The 15,858-nt window shown below is 63.6% G+C and carries 17 protein-coding genes; 13 read left to right on the forward strand and 4 right to left on the reverse strand.

What is annotated here, in order from left to right; translation table 11 throughout:
• Positions 1-121: 121 nt before the first annotated feature.
• From mlaD to MSG32_RS10785, 3 genes are read right to left on the reverse strand one after another with little or no spacing between them, the layout of a single operon-like run.
• Positions 122-586 (reverse strand): outer membrane lipid asymmetry maintenance protein MlaD, encoded by a 465-nt coding sequence (gene mlaD / locus MSG32_RS10775; RefSeq protein WP_043332545.1) that lies wholly within the window; start codon positions 584-586, stop codon positions 122-124.
• Positions 586-1,386, reverse strand: a complete 801-nt coding sequence (gene mlaE / locus MSG32_RS10780) for a lipid asymmetry maintenance ABC transporter permease subunit MlaE (protein ID WP_043332547.1) — start codon at positions 1,384-1,386, stop codon at positions 586-588. The genes mlaD and mlaE overlap by 1 nt, the downstream gene beginning before the upstream one ends.
• Positions 1,383-2,303 carry an ATP-binding cassette domain-containing protein gene (locus MSG32_RS10785; RefSeq protein ID WP_082388135.1) on the reverse strand — a complete coding sequence of 307 codons (921 nt, stop codon included), beginning with the start codon at positions 2,301-2,303 and terminating at the stop codon, positions 1,383-1,385. The genes mlaE and MSG32_RS10785 overlap by 4 nt, the downstream gene beginning before the upstream one ends.
• 315 nt (positions 2,304-2,618) lie before the next feature.
• Between MSG32_RS10785 and MSG32_RS10790 the strand changes: the two genes are divergently transcribed.
• The 12 genes from MSG32_RS10790 to mgtE all read left to right on the forward strand — a co-directional run bounded on the left by MSG32_RS10790 (position 2,619) and on the right by mgtE (position 13,713).
• Entirely contained in the window at positions 2,619-3,563 is a 945-nt protein-coding gene (locus MSG32_RS10790) for a calcium/sodium antiporter (protein ID WP_043332549.1), read from the forward strand.
• A 99-nt stretch (positions 3,564-3,662) separates the two neighbouring features.
• A complete protein-coding gene (locus tag MSG32_RS10795; protein ID WP_248379520.1) occupies positions 3,663-4,715 on the forward strand; it encodes a KpsF/GutQ family sugar-phosphate isomerase in 1,053 nt (350 codons plus the stop codon).
• 126 nt (positions 4,716-4,841) lie between these two features.
• A complete protein-coding gene (locus tag MSG32_RS10800) occupies positions 4,842-5,411 on the forward strand; it encodes an HAD hydrolase family protein (protein ID WP_052384400.1) in 570 nt (189 codons plus the stop codon).
• Entirely contained in the window at positions 5,411-6,094 is a 684-nt protein-coding gene (gene lptC / locus MSG32_RS10805; RefSeq protein ID WP_248379522.1) for an LPS export ABC transporter periplasmic protein LptC, read from the forward strand. Before MSG32_RS10800 ends, lptC begins: the two co-directional genes overlap by 1 nt.
• Before the next feature lie 108 nt (positions 6,095-6,202).
• Positions 6,203-6,781, forward strand: coding sequence for a lipopolysaccharide transport periplasmic protein LptA (lptA, locus tag MSG32_RS10810; RefSeq protein WP_225347607.1), 579 nt, complete (start codon positions 6,203-6,205; stop codon positions 6,779-6,781).
• Between the two features lie 3 nt (positions 6,782-6,784).
• Complete coding sequence (lptB, locus tag MSG32_RS10815; protein WP_043332551.1) at positions 6,785-7,525, forward strand: LPS export ABC transporter ATP-binding protein; 741 nt, start codon at positions 6,785-6,787, stop codon at positions 7,523-7,525.
• Positions 7,526-7,758: 233 nt separating this feature from the next.
• Entirely contained in the window at positions 7,759-9,207 is a 1,449-nt protein-coding gene (locus tag MSG32_RS10820) for an RNA polymerase factor sigma-54 (RefSeq protein WP_248379525.1), read from the forward strand.
• Between the two features lie 660 nt (positions 9,208-9,867).
• Complete coding sequence (gene raiA, locus MSG32_RS10825; RefSeq protein ID WP_043332555.1) at positions 9,868-10,176, forward strand: ribosome-associated translation inhibitor RaiA; 309 nt, start codon at positions 9,868-9,870, stop codon at positions 10,174-10,176.
• Between the two features lie 9 nt (positions 10,177-10,185).
• On the forward strand, positions 10,186-10,656 hold the full coding sequence (locus MSG32_RS10830; protein ID WP_043332557.1) for a PTS sugar transporter subunit IIA: 471 nt from the start codon (positions 10,186-10,188) through the stop codon (positions 10,654-10,656).
• 137 nt (positions 10,657-10,793) lie between these two features.
• Positions 10,794-11,717, forward strand: a complete 924-nt coding sequence (rapZ, locus tag MSG32_RS10835) for an RNase adapter RapZ (protein WP_248379527.1) — start codon at positions 10,794-10,796, stop codon at positions 11,715-11,717.
• Positions 11,704-11,973, forward strand: coding sequence for an HPr family phosphocarrier protein (locus MSG32_RS10840; RefSeq protein ID WP_043332560.1), 270 nt, complete (start codon positions 11,704-11,706; stop codon positions 11,971-11,973). Before rapZ ends, MSG32_RS10840 begins: the two co-directional genes overlap by 14 nt.
• Before the next feature lie 384 nt (positions 11,974-12,357).
• Positions 12,358-13,713 (forward strand): magnesium transporter, encoded by a 1,356-nt coding sequence (gene mgtE / locus MSG32_RS10845; protein WP_043332561.1) that lies wholly within the window; start codon positions 12,358-12,360, stop codon positions 13,711-13,713.
• Between the two features lie 105 nt (positions 13,714-13,818).
• Here mgtE and pmbA read toward each other — a convergent pair whose 3' ends face one another.
• Entirely contained in the window at positions 13,819-15,189 is a 1,371-nt protein-coding gene (gene pmbA, locus MSG32_RS10850; protein WP_153635169.1) for a metalloprotease PmbA, read from the reverse strand.
• Between the two features lie 76 nt (positions 15,190-15,265).
• Between pmbA and yjgA the strand changes: the two genes are divergently transcribed.
• Complete coding sequence (gene yjgA, locus MSG32_RS10855) at positions 15,266-15,769, forward strand: ribosome biogenesis factor YjgA (RefSeq protein WP_043332563.1); 504 nt, start codon at positions 15,266-15,268, stop codon at positions 15,767-15,769.
• Positions 15,770-15,858 lie beyond the last annotated feature (89 nt).

Here is a 15,858-nt window from a genome sequence, read left to right on the forward strand (position 1 = left end):
ATGTGCATCGTGCTCGAACGTGAAACCGCAGGCACCGAGTCAGATCTGTCGGTGCATCACACGCGTGCGCCGGGTGCCTGCACTTCGATGAACAGCGCATCGAGAATCAACGCTTCGAGAATCAGCTCTTCGAAAAATTGGACACGAACTGCTGGATCAACTCTTCCAGCACCAGTGCAGACTGGGTATCGCGAATGGTATCGCCGTCCTCCAGCACGTCCGGGTCTCCCCCGGTGCTCAGGCCGATGTACTGCTCGCCCAGCAGGCCGGACGTCAGGATGGCGGCGGTGGTGTCCTTGCTCAGCTTGCCACGCAGGCTGCTGTCAAGCTTCATCGTGACACGGGCGTCAAACCACTTCGGGTCCAGCTCGATCTTCTCGACGCTGCCGACGGCAACACCTGCCATCGTGACCTTTGACCGCGCCTTGAGGCTTCCGATCCCTGAGAAGTTGGCATTGAGCACGAAGGTGTCATCGGCCTGCTGGAACGTGACGCCGCTGACACGCAGCCCCAGGAAGACCATTCCCAGGAAACCAGCGAGTATGAACAGGCCCACGCCGAACTCGAGCATGCGGGTACGTTTCATCAAATCTCTCCGAACATGACGGCCGTGAGGACAAAGTCGAGCCCCAGCACCGCCAAAGATGAATAAACCACGGTACGTGTGGTGGCGCGCGAAATGCCTTCCGAGGTCGGGATCAGGTCATAGCCCTGGAAGACGGCGATCCAGCTGACCACCAGCCCGAAGACCAGTGACTTGATGACGCCGTTCATGACATCACCGATGAAATCGACGTTCGACTGCATGCTGCTCCAGTAGGCGCCCTCGTAGATGCCCAGCCAGTCGACCCCCACCAGCTTGCCGCCCCAGATGCCGACGACACTGAAGCCGATGGTCAACAGTGGCAGCGAGACGAAACCGGCCCACAGGCGCGGCGCGACGATGCGCTTGAGCGGATCGACACCGATCATCTCCATGCTGGTCAACTGCTCGGTGGCCTTCATCAGGCCGATCTCCGCCGTCAGCGCCGACCCTGCACGACCAGCAAACAGCAAGGCCGCGACCACAGGCGCCAGCTCGCGCAGCAGTGACAGCGACACCATCTGCCCCAACGCCTCCTCGGCGCCGAAACCGACCAGAATGGTGTAGCCCTGCAATGCCAGCACCATGCCGATGAACAGCCCCGAGACCAGCACGATGGCCAGCGACAGCACACCGACGAAGTGCATCTGCCGCACCCACAGGCCGATGCCCTCACGGGACGGAATGCCGATGCCGGCCTGTACCAGCAGCATGCCGGCACGCCCGATGGCCGCGATCACGTCGATGCTGCTGCGGCCCAGTGACGTGATGGCCCCGAGCGGGCCACGATTCAGACCACTCATGACTCTCTCCTGCGGGTTGCCGATTCGCGACCATCGAGAATGTCGCCGGCGAAGTCCGGGGCGGGATAATGGAAGGGCACCGGGCCATCCGGCTTGCCGTGGATGAACTGGGCCACGCGCGGGTCCGATTCGGCGTTCAGCGCCTCGGGGGTGCCCTGCGCCATCACCTTGCCATCGGCGATCACATAGACGTAATCGGCGATGGTCAGCGTTTCCTTGATGTCGTGCGAGACCACCAGCGCCGTCATGCCCAGCGCATCGTTGAGGCGCCGGATCAGATTGACCAGCACGCCCATCGAGATGGGGTCCTGCCCGGCAAAGGGCTCGTCGTACATGATGAGGTCCGGGTCCAGCGCGATGGCTCGCGCCAGCGCCACACGCCGCGTCATGCCGCCGGAGAGTTCGGCCGGCATCAATTCACGCGCGCCGCGCAGCCCGACGGACTCGAGCTTGATCAGCACGATGTCACGAATCATCGCATCAGGGAGATCAGTGTGGACGCGCAGCGGGAAGGCGACGTTCTCGAACACGCTCAGGTCGGAGAACAGGGCACCGCTCTGAAACAGCATGCCCATGCGACGGCGCATGCGAAACAGCTCGCGCCGCGACAGGCCATGCACGTGCAAGCCGGCGATCTCGACGCGCCCCGCCGAGGGCGTCAGCTGGCCGCCGATCAACTTGAGCAGTGTCGTCTTGCCGGTACCGGAAGGCCCCATGATGGCGGTTATCTTGCCGCGCGGGATCTTGAGGTCGATGCCGGAGAATATCTCGCGCTCTCCACGGGTGAACCGCAGGCCTTCGACACGAATCAGGGCGTCATCGAGATTGATCTCGCCTGCCGCGCCGCGTGAAGAAGCCTGCGCATCCTGGCCGTCCGCACCCGTCCGGGTTGCGGTCTGACCGGGCAAATCAGTCATAGAAGCATCCGCTGTGAGGGACCTTCGCCGTGACGAGCCACACGCAGTCGGCTCGCGAACAGGTCGAATGTCCGAGTCATGGGATCCAAGGATCAAGTTAGTTAGCGAACATCGTATCCGAACCCACCCCTGTGCCGCCAGTCTCATCAAGGCAACAGAGCCGTGCCGCGGGTGGTGATGCGCTCAACAATGCACTCGGCAACACGCTCGACAATGGGAACATGGCCACTGTCTTGCAAAGGATTGGGGGGATGCGTTTAATGGCGCGGTTCCCGGCGATACGCCACCGCCCTGCCCCCTGCCCCGAGAGTTCTGATGCTATATCCCATCCTTGCAGTCGTCATCGGCCTGATTGGTCTTGTCTGGAGTGCTGATCGCTTCGTCGAAGGAGCCGCGGCCACTGCGTGGCGCGCCGGGATGAGCAAACTGTTGATCGGGATGACGATCGTCTCCGTCGGCACCTCTGCCCCCGAGATCGTCGTCTCCATCATGGCCTCTCTTGATGGCACTCCGGATATCGCGACCGGCAATGCGCTGGGCTCCAACATCGCCAATATCGGCCTGGTGCTCGGCGTCACGGCGTTGATCGCCCCGATCCCGGTGCATTTCGGGCTGGTGCGCCGCGAGCTGCCGCTGCTGCTGGCGGCCACGGCGCTGGGCGGTTATGCGCTGTCCAACAGCGGGCTCGAGCGTCTCGATGGCATCCTGTTGCTGGCCCTGCTGGTCTTCACGCTGGTGTGGCTGTTCAAGGTCGATTCGCCGAGCGAGGCGGAAAGCCAGGATGACGTGCCCGAGATGAGCACCGGACGCGCCATCTTCTGGCTGCTGGTCGGGCTGGCGGTGCTGATCGCCAGCTCGCGTGCGCTGGTGTGGGGAGCGACCGACATCGCCCAGGCACTCGGCGTGCCGGAATTGATCATCGGCCTGACCGTGATCGCCATCGGCACCAGCTTGCCGGAACTGGCCGCCAGCGTGGCCAGCGCCCTCAAGCGCCATCACGACATCGCCATCGGCAACGTCATCGGTTCCAACCTGTTCAACATCCTCGCCGTGCTGCCCGTGCCGGGCCTGCTGGCGCCGGGCCCGGTGGATGGCAGCGCCATCAGCCGTGACTATCCGGTGATGCTGGGGCTGACGCTGCTGCTGGCCGCGCTGCTCATCTGGCAGCGCCGTGGGCGCATCGGCCGCGGCCCAGGTGTTATCCTGCTCGCCTGCTATCTGGCCTACACGGCCTGGCTTGCCATCAGCCTGACTCGCTGACGGCAGCGTCTTCATCATCGTTTGCCACGCCGCCGCGCGGAATGACACGCCCTTTCCGCGCGGTTTGAGCCCTGGCCAACCACAGGCAACAATTCGATCATGACCGAGCCTTCCAGCACTCCGCACGCCACCGCGCCTGGCGCCTCTGCTTCAAGCCAGTCCGCCGCCGATGAGACTCCGGCCAGCCAGGCGGATTTTCGCGCCAGCGCCCGCCGTACCTTCGCCATTGAGGAAGCGGCCATCGCCGCGCTCGAAAGCCATCTCGATGACGACTTCGACCGCGCCTGTCAGCTGATGCTGGCCACCAAGGGCCGCGTCATCGTCACCGGCATGGGCAAATCCGGCCATGTCGCCAGCAAGATCGCCGCCACCCTGGCCAGCACCGGCACGCCGGCCTTCTTCGTCCACCCCGGTGAAGCCAGCCATGGCGATCTGGGCATGATCACGCCGGCCGATGTGGTGCTGGCGCTGTCCAACTCCGGAGAGACCGCCGAGGTCACGGCGCTGCTGCCGCTCTTGAAGCGCATGGGCACCCCGCTGGTCTCGATGACCGGCAAGCCCGGCTCGACCCTGGCGCGTGACGCCGAGGCGCATCTGGACACCAGCGTCGCCCAGGAAGCCTGCCCGCTGAATCTGGCACCGACCGCCTCGACCACCGCCGCGCTGGTGATGGGCGACGCCCTGGCGGTGGCACTGCTGGAGGCCCGCGGCTTCACTGCCGAGGAATTCGCGCTTTCCCACCCGGGTGGCAGCCTGGGCCGACGCCTGCTGCTGCGGGTTCAGGACGTGATGCACCACGGCGATGCCCTGCCGCGCGTGGCACTCGGCAGCCCGCTGCGCGATGCGCTGCTCGAGATCACGCGTCAGGGCATGGGCTTCACCTGCGTGATCGATGATGACGACCACCTGGTCGGCGTCTATACCGATGGTGACCTGCGCCGCACCCTCGACCAGCACGGCGATCTGCGCGCGCTGAAGGTCGATGATGTCATGACCCGCGGCGGCAAGACCGTGCGCGCCAGCATGCTGGCCGCCGAAGCGGTGCGCATCATGGAAGAAAACCGCATCAGCGTTCTGGTAGTCTGTGACGAGGATGAGCACCCCATCGGAGCCATCCATATGCACGGCCTGCTGGCCAGCGGCGTGATCTGAACTCCCGCGGGCGTTCGCTGTCTCTGTTCGACGGCAGATCGTCCCGGCAAGACGCTACCGCTCAACGCCCATCAGCGCCGTTCACAGGACAGCGTCAAGCATGCACGGAGTGCGAGGAGAAAGACCATGAGCGACACGAATTCCCTGAGCGAAGAATATCCGCAGGACATCATCGACCGCGCACGCCGCGTGCGTCTGCTGGCGCTGGATGTCGATGGCGTGCTCACCGACAACCGTCTGCACTACGATGCCAACGGCGTCGAGACCAAGTCCTTCCACGTCCAGGATGGCCATGGCCTCAAGCTGGTGCTGCGCAGTGGCGTTCGCGTCGCGCTGATCACCGGCCGCAGCTCGCCGATGGTCGAGCGTCGCGCCAAGGAACTGGGCATTCAGGATGTCATCCAGGGCCGTGAAGACAAGCTGGTCGCGTTGACCGACCTGTGCCGCGAGCACGGGATCGAGCTGGAAGAGGTCGCCTATTGTGGCGATGACCTGCCGGACCGCGAGGCCATTCGTCGTGTCGGTCTCGGCGTCAGCGTGCCCAACGCCATGGCCTACGTGATGAGCGAGGCCAACTGGGTCACCTCACGCCAGGGCGGCGATGGCGCCGTGCGCGAGCTCTGTGATCTGCTGCTCAAGGCACAGGGCCACTGGGCCTCGGTGCTGGATACCTACCTGCAGGAGTCGCGTCCCTGATGTTACGTCTGCCCCGCCCTTCTCCGCGCCTCTGGCTGATGCTGCTGTTGCTGCTCGTCGGTGGCGTGCTGGCGCTGATCGAGCAGCGCAACAGCCTGGAATCGACCGTCAACGTCGAGGTCGACAGCAGTGAGCCGGATTACTATCTCGACGGGGCAGACATGACACGCTTCGATGCGCGCGGCGTGGCGACCCAGTCCATGACCTCGCCGCATATCGAGCACACGCCAGGCGATGACGTGACCCGGGCGCAGACCCCGAAGATTCGCACCAACGACAGTGAAGACCGCCGCTGGTATGCCACGGGTGACAGTGGCGTGTTGAGCGCCGGCGGCGACACCTTCACCCTCGAGGGCAATGCCAGACTGCGCCAGCCCGATGACCGCTGGACCCTCGATACCGACGTCCTGCACTACAGCCGTGATCAGAATCGCGCCTGGAGTGACGTGCCGGTCGTGATCACCCAGAATGGCCAGCATGTCGAAAGCGACAGCTTCAGCGCCGACCTCTCCCGGGACTCCGCCGTGCTGCAGGGCCGTGTTCGCAGCGTCCTGCAACCCGGCACGGGCCAGAGCGAGGCCAGCAAGGAGGCCGAGCGCATCGACTCGGGCGCCGACAGCACCACCTCCGATGATGGGCGCGTCAACAGCACCTTCGAGGCAGCGCCTGCCAGCGGTGAATGAACCCGCCGGGCTGGCCGTCACGCCATGACCCGCGCCGCACCACCTTCTTCTCTGCCGCTCGATGGCATCATTGCTCGGGCGGCGACCCCGTCATGCCAAGGAGCCACCATGACTTCCACGACTCGCAAGCCCTTGACGGCCTGTCGCCAGACCCTCAACAGCGGTGTCATGGCGCTCTGCCTGGCACTGGGCATGTCCACCTTCGCCCCGGCCGCCATGGCGCTGGACAGCGATGCCAGCCAGCCGATCAACATCGCCGCGGATGCCCTGTCGCTCGATGACAAGGCCGGTACCGCCACCTACACCGGCCAGGTGGAGATGCGCCAGGGCAGCATGAAACTCGATGCCAGCCGCGTCGATATCAGCCGCGCCGGCAGCGGCGAGATCTCGCTGGTCAAGGCCACCGGCAAGCGTGCCTACCTGGAACAGCAACCCGCACCCGACGAGAAGCTGGTCAAGGGCTGGGCCGACACCATCCGCTACCATGCACTGGAGCGCCGCGTGGAGCTGGTCGGCAACGCGCGTCTTGAGAAAGGCGATGACACCTTCGAAGGCGGCTACGTGGAGTACTTCCTCGACAAGCGCCAGGTGAACGCCAACAACAGCAAGACGGCACAGCAGACCGAAGGCGGTCGCGTGCACATGACTCTGACGCCACGCGGCGCCAATGCCAGCAAGGAAAACTGAGTCATGACTGCTGCTACTCCGCGTACGCTGAGCGCTCGCCATCTGGCCAAGGCCTACAAGGGCCGCAAGGTGGTCAAGGACATCTCGCTGGAGATCCGCCAGGGCGACATCGTCGGCCTGCTGGGCCCCAACGGCGCCGGCAAGACGACCTCGTTCTACATGATCGTCGGACTGGTGCGCGCCGATGCCGGCAACGTCTCCATCGATGACAAGGACCTCTCCGCTGCCGCCATGCATCAGCGTGCACGCGCCGGCATCGGCTATCTGCCGCAGGAGGCGTCGATCTTCCGCAAGCTGTCGGTGGCCGACAACATCATGGCGATCCTGGAGACCCGCAAGGACCTGGATCGCAATGGCCGCAAGGCACGCCTTGAAGAGTTGCTCGAGGAATTCAGCATCACGCACATCCGCGCCAGCGCCGGCATGAGCCTGTCCGGTGGTGAGCGTCGACGGGTCGAGATCGCCCGTGCACTGGCCACCGAGCCGGACTTCGTGCTGCTCGATGAGCCCTTCGCCGGCGTCGACCCCATCTCGGTGGGCGAGATCAAGAGCATCGTGCGCCAACTGCGCGATCGTGGCATCGGCGTGCTGATCACCGACCACAACGTGCGCGAGACGCTCGATATCTGTGACACCGCCTATATCGTCGGCGATGGCCAGATCATCGCCCACGGTGACGCGGACTCCATCCTGGCCAACCAGCAGGTGCGCGACGTCTACCTGGGCCACGAGTTCACGCTCTAGGGTTAGCGGCTGCGCTGAGCCCACCAGATGCGAAAGCTTCAAAAGCCGCTGCGTGATTTTATCGCGTAGCGGCTTTTTCATGTCTGACATCAGACGCATGCATGACGTCCATACCACCTTGGTGGAAACATGGCATGCAAGTTGCTTGAATATTCACGACAACCACTTGTCAGTGCCCCGAGTCACGGTATAGCGTAGTAAGCACGTTCCTTTGCCGTGAATTGACTGACTCCATGAAACCCACCCTGCAACTCCGCCTCGGCACCTCGCTGACCATGACGCCGCAGCTCCAGCAAGCGATCCAGCTGCTGCAGCTGTCGACGCTCGACCTGCGTCAGGAGATTCAGCAAGCCCTCGAGTCCAACCCCATGTTGGAGCTCGACGAGGACTACGAGTCGCTGGATGTCGTCGAGACACAGGATTCGAGCGAGATCTCCACTGCCGACTCCTCGAGCGAGATTCCCGAGGAATACCCCCTCGACAGCGACTGGTCGGACCTCTACCAGGACCACGCCGGTAGCCTGACCAGCTCCGGCAGTGGCAGCGGGAGTGAAGAAGGGACGGACTTCGATCGAAATACCAGCGTCGAGAGCCTGCAGGACCACCTGCGCTGGCAGCTGGCGATGACCGACCTCGATGGCCGTGAACGCCAGATGGCGGAGAGCCTGATCGATGCCGTCGACGGTGCCGGTTATCTGAGCCTGTCACTCGATGAGCTGGTCGATGGCCTGCGCGGCCAGGGCCTGCCCGGCCTCAAGGCCTCCGAACTCGAGCAGGTATTGCTGCGTCTGCAGCAGTTCGACCCGACCGGCGTCTTCGCCCGTGATCTGCGCGAATGCCTGCTGCTGCAACTGGCACTGCTGCCGGATGACCTGCCGCTGCTGGCGCAGGCGCGCCGCCTGGTACGTCAATTCCTCGAGGCACTGGGCAACGATGACCGCAAGCTGCTCAAGCGCCGCCTGAGCCTTGACGATGACGAGCTGGATCACGTCATCCGCCTGGTACGCGCGCTCGATCCGCGTCCGGCATCCGCCTGGGGCGAGCCCGCCAGCGATTACGTGATCCCTGATCTGCTGGTGCGCCATACCCGCCATGGCTGGCAGGTCGAGCTCAACCCGGAAGCGCTGCCCAAGCTGCGCATCCAGCCGGAATACGCCGCGCTGATCAAGCGTGCCGACAAGTCAGCCGACAACACCTTCCTCAAGGACAACCTGCAGGAAGCCCGCTGGCTGATGAAGAGCCTGTCATCGCGCAATGACACCCTGCTCAAGGTCGGCCGCGAGATCATGGCGCGCCAGATCGACTTCCTCGAGCAAGGCGAGGAAGGCATGAAGCCGCTGATTCTGGCCAACATCGCCGAAGTGGTCGAGATGCACGAATCGACCATCTCGCGGGTCACGACCCAGAAGTACATCCACACCCCGCGCGGCGTCTTCGAGCTCAAGTTCTTCTTCTCGAGCCAGGTCGGTGGCAGCGGCAGTGGCGACGCCCACTCAAGCACCGCCATTCGTGCCCGCATCCGCAAGCTGATCGCGGAAGAGCCGGCCCGCAAGCCTCTCTCCGACTCGCGGCTGGTCGATCTGCTCGCCAGCGATGGCATCGAGGTCGCACGCCGTACCGTGGCCAAGTATCGCGAAGCGATGGGCATCCCCTCCTCCAGCGAGCGCAAACGTCTGGCCTGAGGCGTCACCTGCGGCTGTCATGCCCTGCTCTCACCTCCACAATGGCAGCCGCCGCCAACCTCAAGCGCTGGATTTTCCGCTCATCAGCCTCTGACTTCGCGGGCAGCGGTGCGCCTGTCTCGCGCTCTGTCATGCCGTCAACCGCTCATCAATTGCCCGTCATGGGCCATGACGGCGCGCAGGATGACGGTAAAAAACCGCCGTTCCGGCAGCGTCATTCACCGTCAATCGCATGTTTTTAAAGTCACTTTTGCGCGTATTGCACCTGGATGACACCCGGACAACCTCCCGGAACGCCGCTTGCTCCACGCAATCGAAGCGCCTGAAAGGCGACGTACATGCAGGGATTGGCGACGAAAACCCGCCTTCTTGCGCGTCTTTCACGCACCACCCACCAGACGTGCCCTTGAAGTCCACTCCGATACCCCTCACTGAGTTGAAGACAAGCACTGAGCCACGATGCAGCGCAGCGTTGATCTTTGCGCAAAGCTTGGGCATTGTCGGTACAGACGCTCACGACATCTGACGCCACTGGCAAGGGTGCGAAAACATCGCCAGACGGTGGCCGTCAAGCCTGTTGCAGAGCGTCCGATCAGGGTTTGCTCGTAGTCAAAAAGGGTTACAATTGAATGGCAACCCGCTGGATAAAGGAGCGTGTCCATGCAAGTGAATATCACCGGGCATCATGTGGAACTTACCGATCCTCTCCGCGATTACGTCAACGAGAAGCTCGCTCGCCTCGAACGGCATTACGACAACATCACCAATGTTCAGGTGACACTGTCGATCGAGAAGGAGCGCCAGCAGGCTGCCTGCACCTTGCACGCGGCAGGCGCTGACCTCCACGCCCTGGCAGAAGACCCCAACATGTACGCTGCCATCGACGCGCTCGCCGACAAGCTGGATCGCCAGCTGGTCAAACACAAGGAAAAGTCCCAGGCTCGCTCTCAGGGCACCGGGACCCGTTGACCTTCAGCCATGACACTTGATCAGATCCTTCCCCCCGAGCGCACGCTGTACGGTGTCCCCGGGGGGAGCAAGAAGCGGGTGCTTGAATTCTTCAGCACCTTCATCGCACAGAACATTCCCAGCCTGGATAGCCAGGAAGTCTTCTCGCGCCTGATCGGGCGCGAGAGACTGGGGTCGACCGGCATTGGCCACGGTGTGGCCGTGCCCCATGCACGCAGCCCGCATTGCAAGACGCCAATCGCTGCGTTTCTGAAGCTCGGTGAACCCATCGACTTCGATGCCATCGACGGAGAACCCATCGATCTGCTGTTCGTGCTGCTGGTGCCTGAGGAAGCGGATGAGACTCATCTGACGCTGCTCGGGCAGGTCGCGGAATTGCTCAATTCCCCGACCAATCGCTCGGCCCTGCGCCAGGCAGACAGCCAGCGTGCACTCTTTGAGGCATTGACCCAAGCCATCGCCGAATTACCGGCGCGCTGAATGACAGGCCCGGACATCGTCCGGGCTTTCGTCTTGCTGGCCTTCCATCGGCCGACGTACAGCGCACTGATAGCGGGCAGCCCTCTGCCCCACCCCTGCATTCTTTCGACGTTGACCTCGCCCTTGGAGAGCACTTCATGAAGATCGTGATCATCAGCGGCCGCTCCGGCTCCGGGAAATCCATCGCTCTCCAGGCGCTGGAAGATATTGGCTACTACGCCATCGACAATCTGCCCGGCATGCTGCTGGCGCCACTGGTCGATCAGCTCGAAAAGGACAGCCCGGCGCGTCGGCGCATCGCGGTCTCCATCGATGCCCGCAATCTGCCGGAAGCCTTGACCCGCTTCCCCGAATTGCTCGACAACGTCCGCCAGAGCGGCATGGACGTGCAGGTCGTCTACCTGACCACCGATTCGCGAGTGCTGCTGGAACGCTACTCGGCGACCCGTCGTCGTCACCCTCTGACGCGCGACAACGACCACACCCTGGCCGAGGCCATCGAGATCGAGCAGAAGACGCTCGCTCCCATTCGCCAGAAGGCCGATCTGGTCATCGACTCGACCAACCTGAGCGTGCACGACCTGCGCTCGCGGATCACCGAGCAGGTCGCCCAGCACAGCTCCCGCCACCTGACGCTGACCTTTGAATCCTTCGGCTTCAAGCATGGCGTGCCGACCGACGCCGACATGGTGTTCGATGCCCGCTGCCTGCCCAACCCGTACTGGGACATCAATCTGCGCGGCGATACCGGTCGCGATGACAGCGTGGCCGAATTCCTGCAGCGCTACCCCACCGTCCAGGCGATGCATGACGATATCGCTGGCTGGCTGGAACGCTGGCTGCCCGCCTATCAGGACAGCAACCGCAGCTACCTGACGGTCTCCGTGGGCTGCACCGGCGGCCAGCATCGCAGCGTCTACCTGTGCGAGCAGCTGGCAAGCTACTTTGCCGAGCGCCTGCCTGAGGTACGCCTGCGTCACCGCGAGCTGGGCATTCATACCGCCCTGAGCAACGCGGGTGAGACAAGTGATCAGCAGGAGCATCGCGATGGCCTCTCGTGAGCTGACGCTGACCAACCGCCGCGGGCTGCACGCCCGCGCAGCCACCAAGCTGGTCAATTGCTGTGCGCCCTATTGCGCGACGGTGATGGTCAGCCATGGCGAGCGACGCGCCAATGCAGCCAATGTGATGGCATTGCTGATGCTGGCCGCGCCCTGCGGCACCACGCTGTTGATCGATGTCGAGGGCGAACAGGCCGATGAGGCGATGCTGGCCATCGAGGCGCTCTTCGAGGCGCGTTTCGAGGAAGACGAATAACCGCCACTGACAGCGCTGTGCATTTGCGCTGTGCGCTCAGCCTTCCTTCCTCAGCCAGCTCGCTTCTTGGCCAACTATCTTTTCGGCTCGCTCGCTTATCGGCCAGCCCCCTCTGGCGCCCCCCCTGGCGAAAGCATTAACTGCTCGCGCAGGATGCCTAGCGCCTGTTCCTTCACCGGTTCCTGCACCTGTCCTTGCGCCTACCCTTGTACCTTTCCCTGCACCTATCCTTGCGCCTGGTAGCCATGCAACGCTGCTTTTGCGCCAGTGGCGGGACGCGGATTGTCCTTTCGATAAGAAACACTGTTTTCTTTTGTCGACGCGCCCCCCTACGCCAATGGTAGAATCAACGCTGTCCTTCATGTCGACAGGGGAAGCCGACAGATGAGCAAGACGTCTCGTAAACTCAAGCCAAGACTTGATCGCCTGTCACAGGCGCTGGAAAGCGGCGAGCTGGAACAGGCAAGACGCATGCTCAATCGCGGCCTCGCGCCAGTGGACGTGGCCCACCTGCTGGAATCCTCGCCCCCCAAGGAGCGTAATCTGCTCTGGGAGCTGGTCGATGCCGAGCTGCAGGGCGATGTCCTTCAATACCTTGGCGAAGACATCCAGACCGACTTCCTCAAGGACATGGACGCCGTCGACGTTCTCGCCGCCACCGAGAACCTGGAACCGGATGATGTCGCCGACATTCTGCAGCGCCTGCCGAATGCGGTGATTCTCGAAGTTCTCGACTCCATGGAGGCGCAGGAGCGCCTGCGCGTCGAAACGGTACTGTCCTTCCCGGAGGACACCGCCGGCGGCCTGATGAACACGGACACCATCACCATTCGTCCGGACATCACCCTGGACGTGGTGCTGCGCTACATTCGCCGCCACGAGCGCCTGCCCGACTCCACCGATACGCTGCTGGTCGTCTCGCGTCGCGATGAATTCATCGGTGCCCTGCCCATCAATCGCCTGCTGGTCTCGGACCCCGGCGTCACGGTGCGCGAAGTGATGGACACTGACAGCGTGGTGATTCCGGCCCTGATGCCGGAAACCGAAGTCGCCTCGCTGTTCGAGAAGCACGACCTGATCTCGGCGCCCGTGGTCGGCGGCGATGGCAACCTGCTGGGTCGTATCACCATCGATGACGTGGTCGACGTCATCCGTGGCGACGCCGAGCACCAGGTGATGTCGATGGCGGGGATGGATGAGGACGAAGACACCTTCTCTCCGGTGATGCGAACCTCGTGGCGCCGCGCCGTCTGGCTCGGCATCAACCTGCTGACCGCCTTCATGGCCTCCGCCGTGATCGGCATGTTCGAAGGCACCATCCAGAAGATCACCGCGCTGGCCGTGCTGATGCCCATCGTCGCCAGCATGGGCGGCATCGCGGGCTCTCAGGCACTCACCGTCCTGATTCGTGGTATCGCGCTGGGGCACGTCAAGAGCGGCAATGTCCGCTGGCTACTCAAGCGCGAGGTCATCGTCGCGGGGCTCAACGGCCTGTTATGGGCCGTGGTGGTGGCCGGCATCGCCATCGTGTGGTTCGGGGATGTCCAGCTGGGGGCCATCATCGGCGCCGCGATCATGATCAATCTGTTGATCGCCGCCGTGACGGGCACGCTGCTGCCGGTACTACTCAAGAAACTCAATATCGACCCTGCCCTCTCCGGCAGCGTGATATTGACCACCGTGACCGACGTAATCGGCTTCATGGCCTTCCTGGGACTGGCGACCTGGCTCTATCTGTAATACGCCCGACGGGGACCAGTGACTGCTCCAGAAACAACACGGCCGCTCCCTTGGGAGCGGCCGTGTTGTTTCTCGCCTGTCGCGCGATCAGAGAAGCGTCAGCGATCAGCCTTCCAGCTCTTCGTCTTCGCCTTCGGACATGCCGGCGACGGTCATGCCATCGATCAGCCAGCTACCGCTGTGGATGCTGCCACGCGTATCGACATCATCGCCGACCGCCAGCAGATTGGCCGCCATGTCGCGCAGGTTGCCGGCAATGGTGAATTCCTCGACCGCATGCTGGATCTCGCCGTTCTCGACCCAGAAACCGGAGGCGCCGCGAGAGTAGTCACCGGTGACGCCATTGACGCCCTGGCCCATCAGCTCGGTCACCAGCACGCCGGTACCCATCTGCTTGAGCATCTCATCAAGCGAGGTCAGCGGCGCGGTGATGCGCACGTTGCGCGCGCCGCCGGCGTTGCCGGTGGTCTGCATGTTCAGGCGACGGGCGCTGTAGGCGCTCAGCATGTAGCTCTGCACCTTGCCGTCGGCAAAGTAGACATTGTCACGCGTCGCGACGCCATCGTTGTCGAAGGCGGCGCTGGACATGCCACCGACTTCCCGCGGCTTCTCGCCCAGCGTGAACCAGTCGGGGAACAGCGGCTGACCCAGGCTATCGCACAGGAAGCTGGACTCACGGTACAACGAGCCGCCGGCGATGGCAGACAGGTAGTGACCGACCAGCCCGGCCGACATCTGCGGATCGAACAGCACCGGCATGCGCCCCGTCGCGACCTTGCGCGCATTCAGACGCGCCAGCGTACGGCGCGCGGCCTCACGCCCCACCGACTCGGGCGAACGCAGGTCCGCCGGATTGCGCACGCTGGTGTAGTCATAGTCACGCTGCATGCCCTGTGCATCCTTGGCGATCAGCATGCACGACATCGAGTGGCGGCTGCCGCACTGGCTGGCCAGGAAACCATGGCTGTTGCCATAGACCTGCACGCCTTCACCGCTGGAGAAGCTGGCGCCTTCGGACTGCGCGATGCCTTCCACTTCCAGTCCGGCACGCTCACAGGCCAGTGCCAGGTCAGTCGCTTCATCAACGCTGATCGCCCAGGGGTGATGCGCCTTGAGATCAGGGAAGTCGGTGGCCATCAGCTCGGCCGGCGCCAGACCGGCAAAACTGTCTTCGCCGGTATAGTGCGCGATGGAGACCGCCTTCTCGACCGCGGCACGAATCGAGTCGCTGCCGGCATCGGAAGATGTCGCGCTGCCCTTGCGATTGCCGAGATAGACGGTCACGCCGATGCCCTGGTCACGCGACAGTTCGACCGTCTCGACTTCGCCGTCACGCACCGAGATGCTGACGCCCTGATCGACGCTGGCACCGACCTCACAGGCGTCGGCACCCAGGCTGCGGGCAAGCTCGAGAGCTTCGCTGACGCGACGCTCGAGCAGTTGTTGCTGAGCAACGGCATCAAAGGCCTGGCTCATGTTGTTCTCCTTCTGAGGAGACGGGGGCCCGGCAGTGCTATACTGCCGCAAATTTCCCCGACTCATTGGAATTGGCATGCGTAAAGAAAGACCCGAGGAGCTCGTCGAGCGCCCCAGCAAGTCCCAGTTGAAGCGCGAGATGATCGAGCTGCAGGCGCTGGGCAAGAAGATCATCGATCTGCCGGAAGGCCAGCGCGCCAAGTTCCCGCTCTCTGACGACATGCTGGCCGCCATCGAGGAGACCCATCGCATTCGTAGTCACGAAGGCCTGCGTCGCCACATGCAGTACGTCGGCAAGCTGATGCGCAAGGAAGACCTGGACGCCGTGCGTGCCGTCTTCGAAGCCATGGAGCAGCAGAACGTGCGTCGCGATGCTTCCTTCCAGCGTCTCGAACGCTGGCGCGATCGCCTGCTGGACGACGATGAAGCCTTCGTGATCTTCGTCGAGGATTATCCTCACGTGGACCGTCAGGCCCTGCGTCAGCTGATCCGCAATGCGCGTGCCGAACGTGACGCCGGCAAACAGCCCAACAGCGCCAAGAAGCTCTTCAAGCTGCTGCGGGCCGAACTCGACCTCTGACACGGGCTCTGCCGCTCACGCGCTGCGTCTCTCGTGCTGAACCTCATGCACTGATCCTCAAGCGCTTCCTCGACACCGCCATGGCCCTG

Source organism: Cobetia sp. 1CM21F, from assembly GCF_023161745.1.
Taxonomy (GTDB): Bacteria; Pseudomonadota; Gammaproteobacteria; order Pseudomonadales; family Halomonadaceae; genus Cobetia; species Cobetia amphilecti.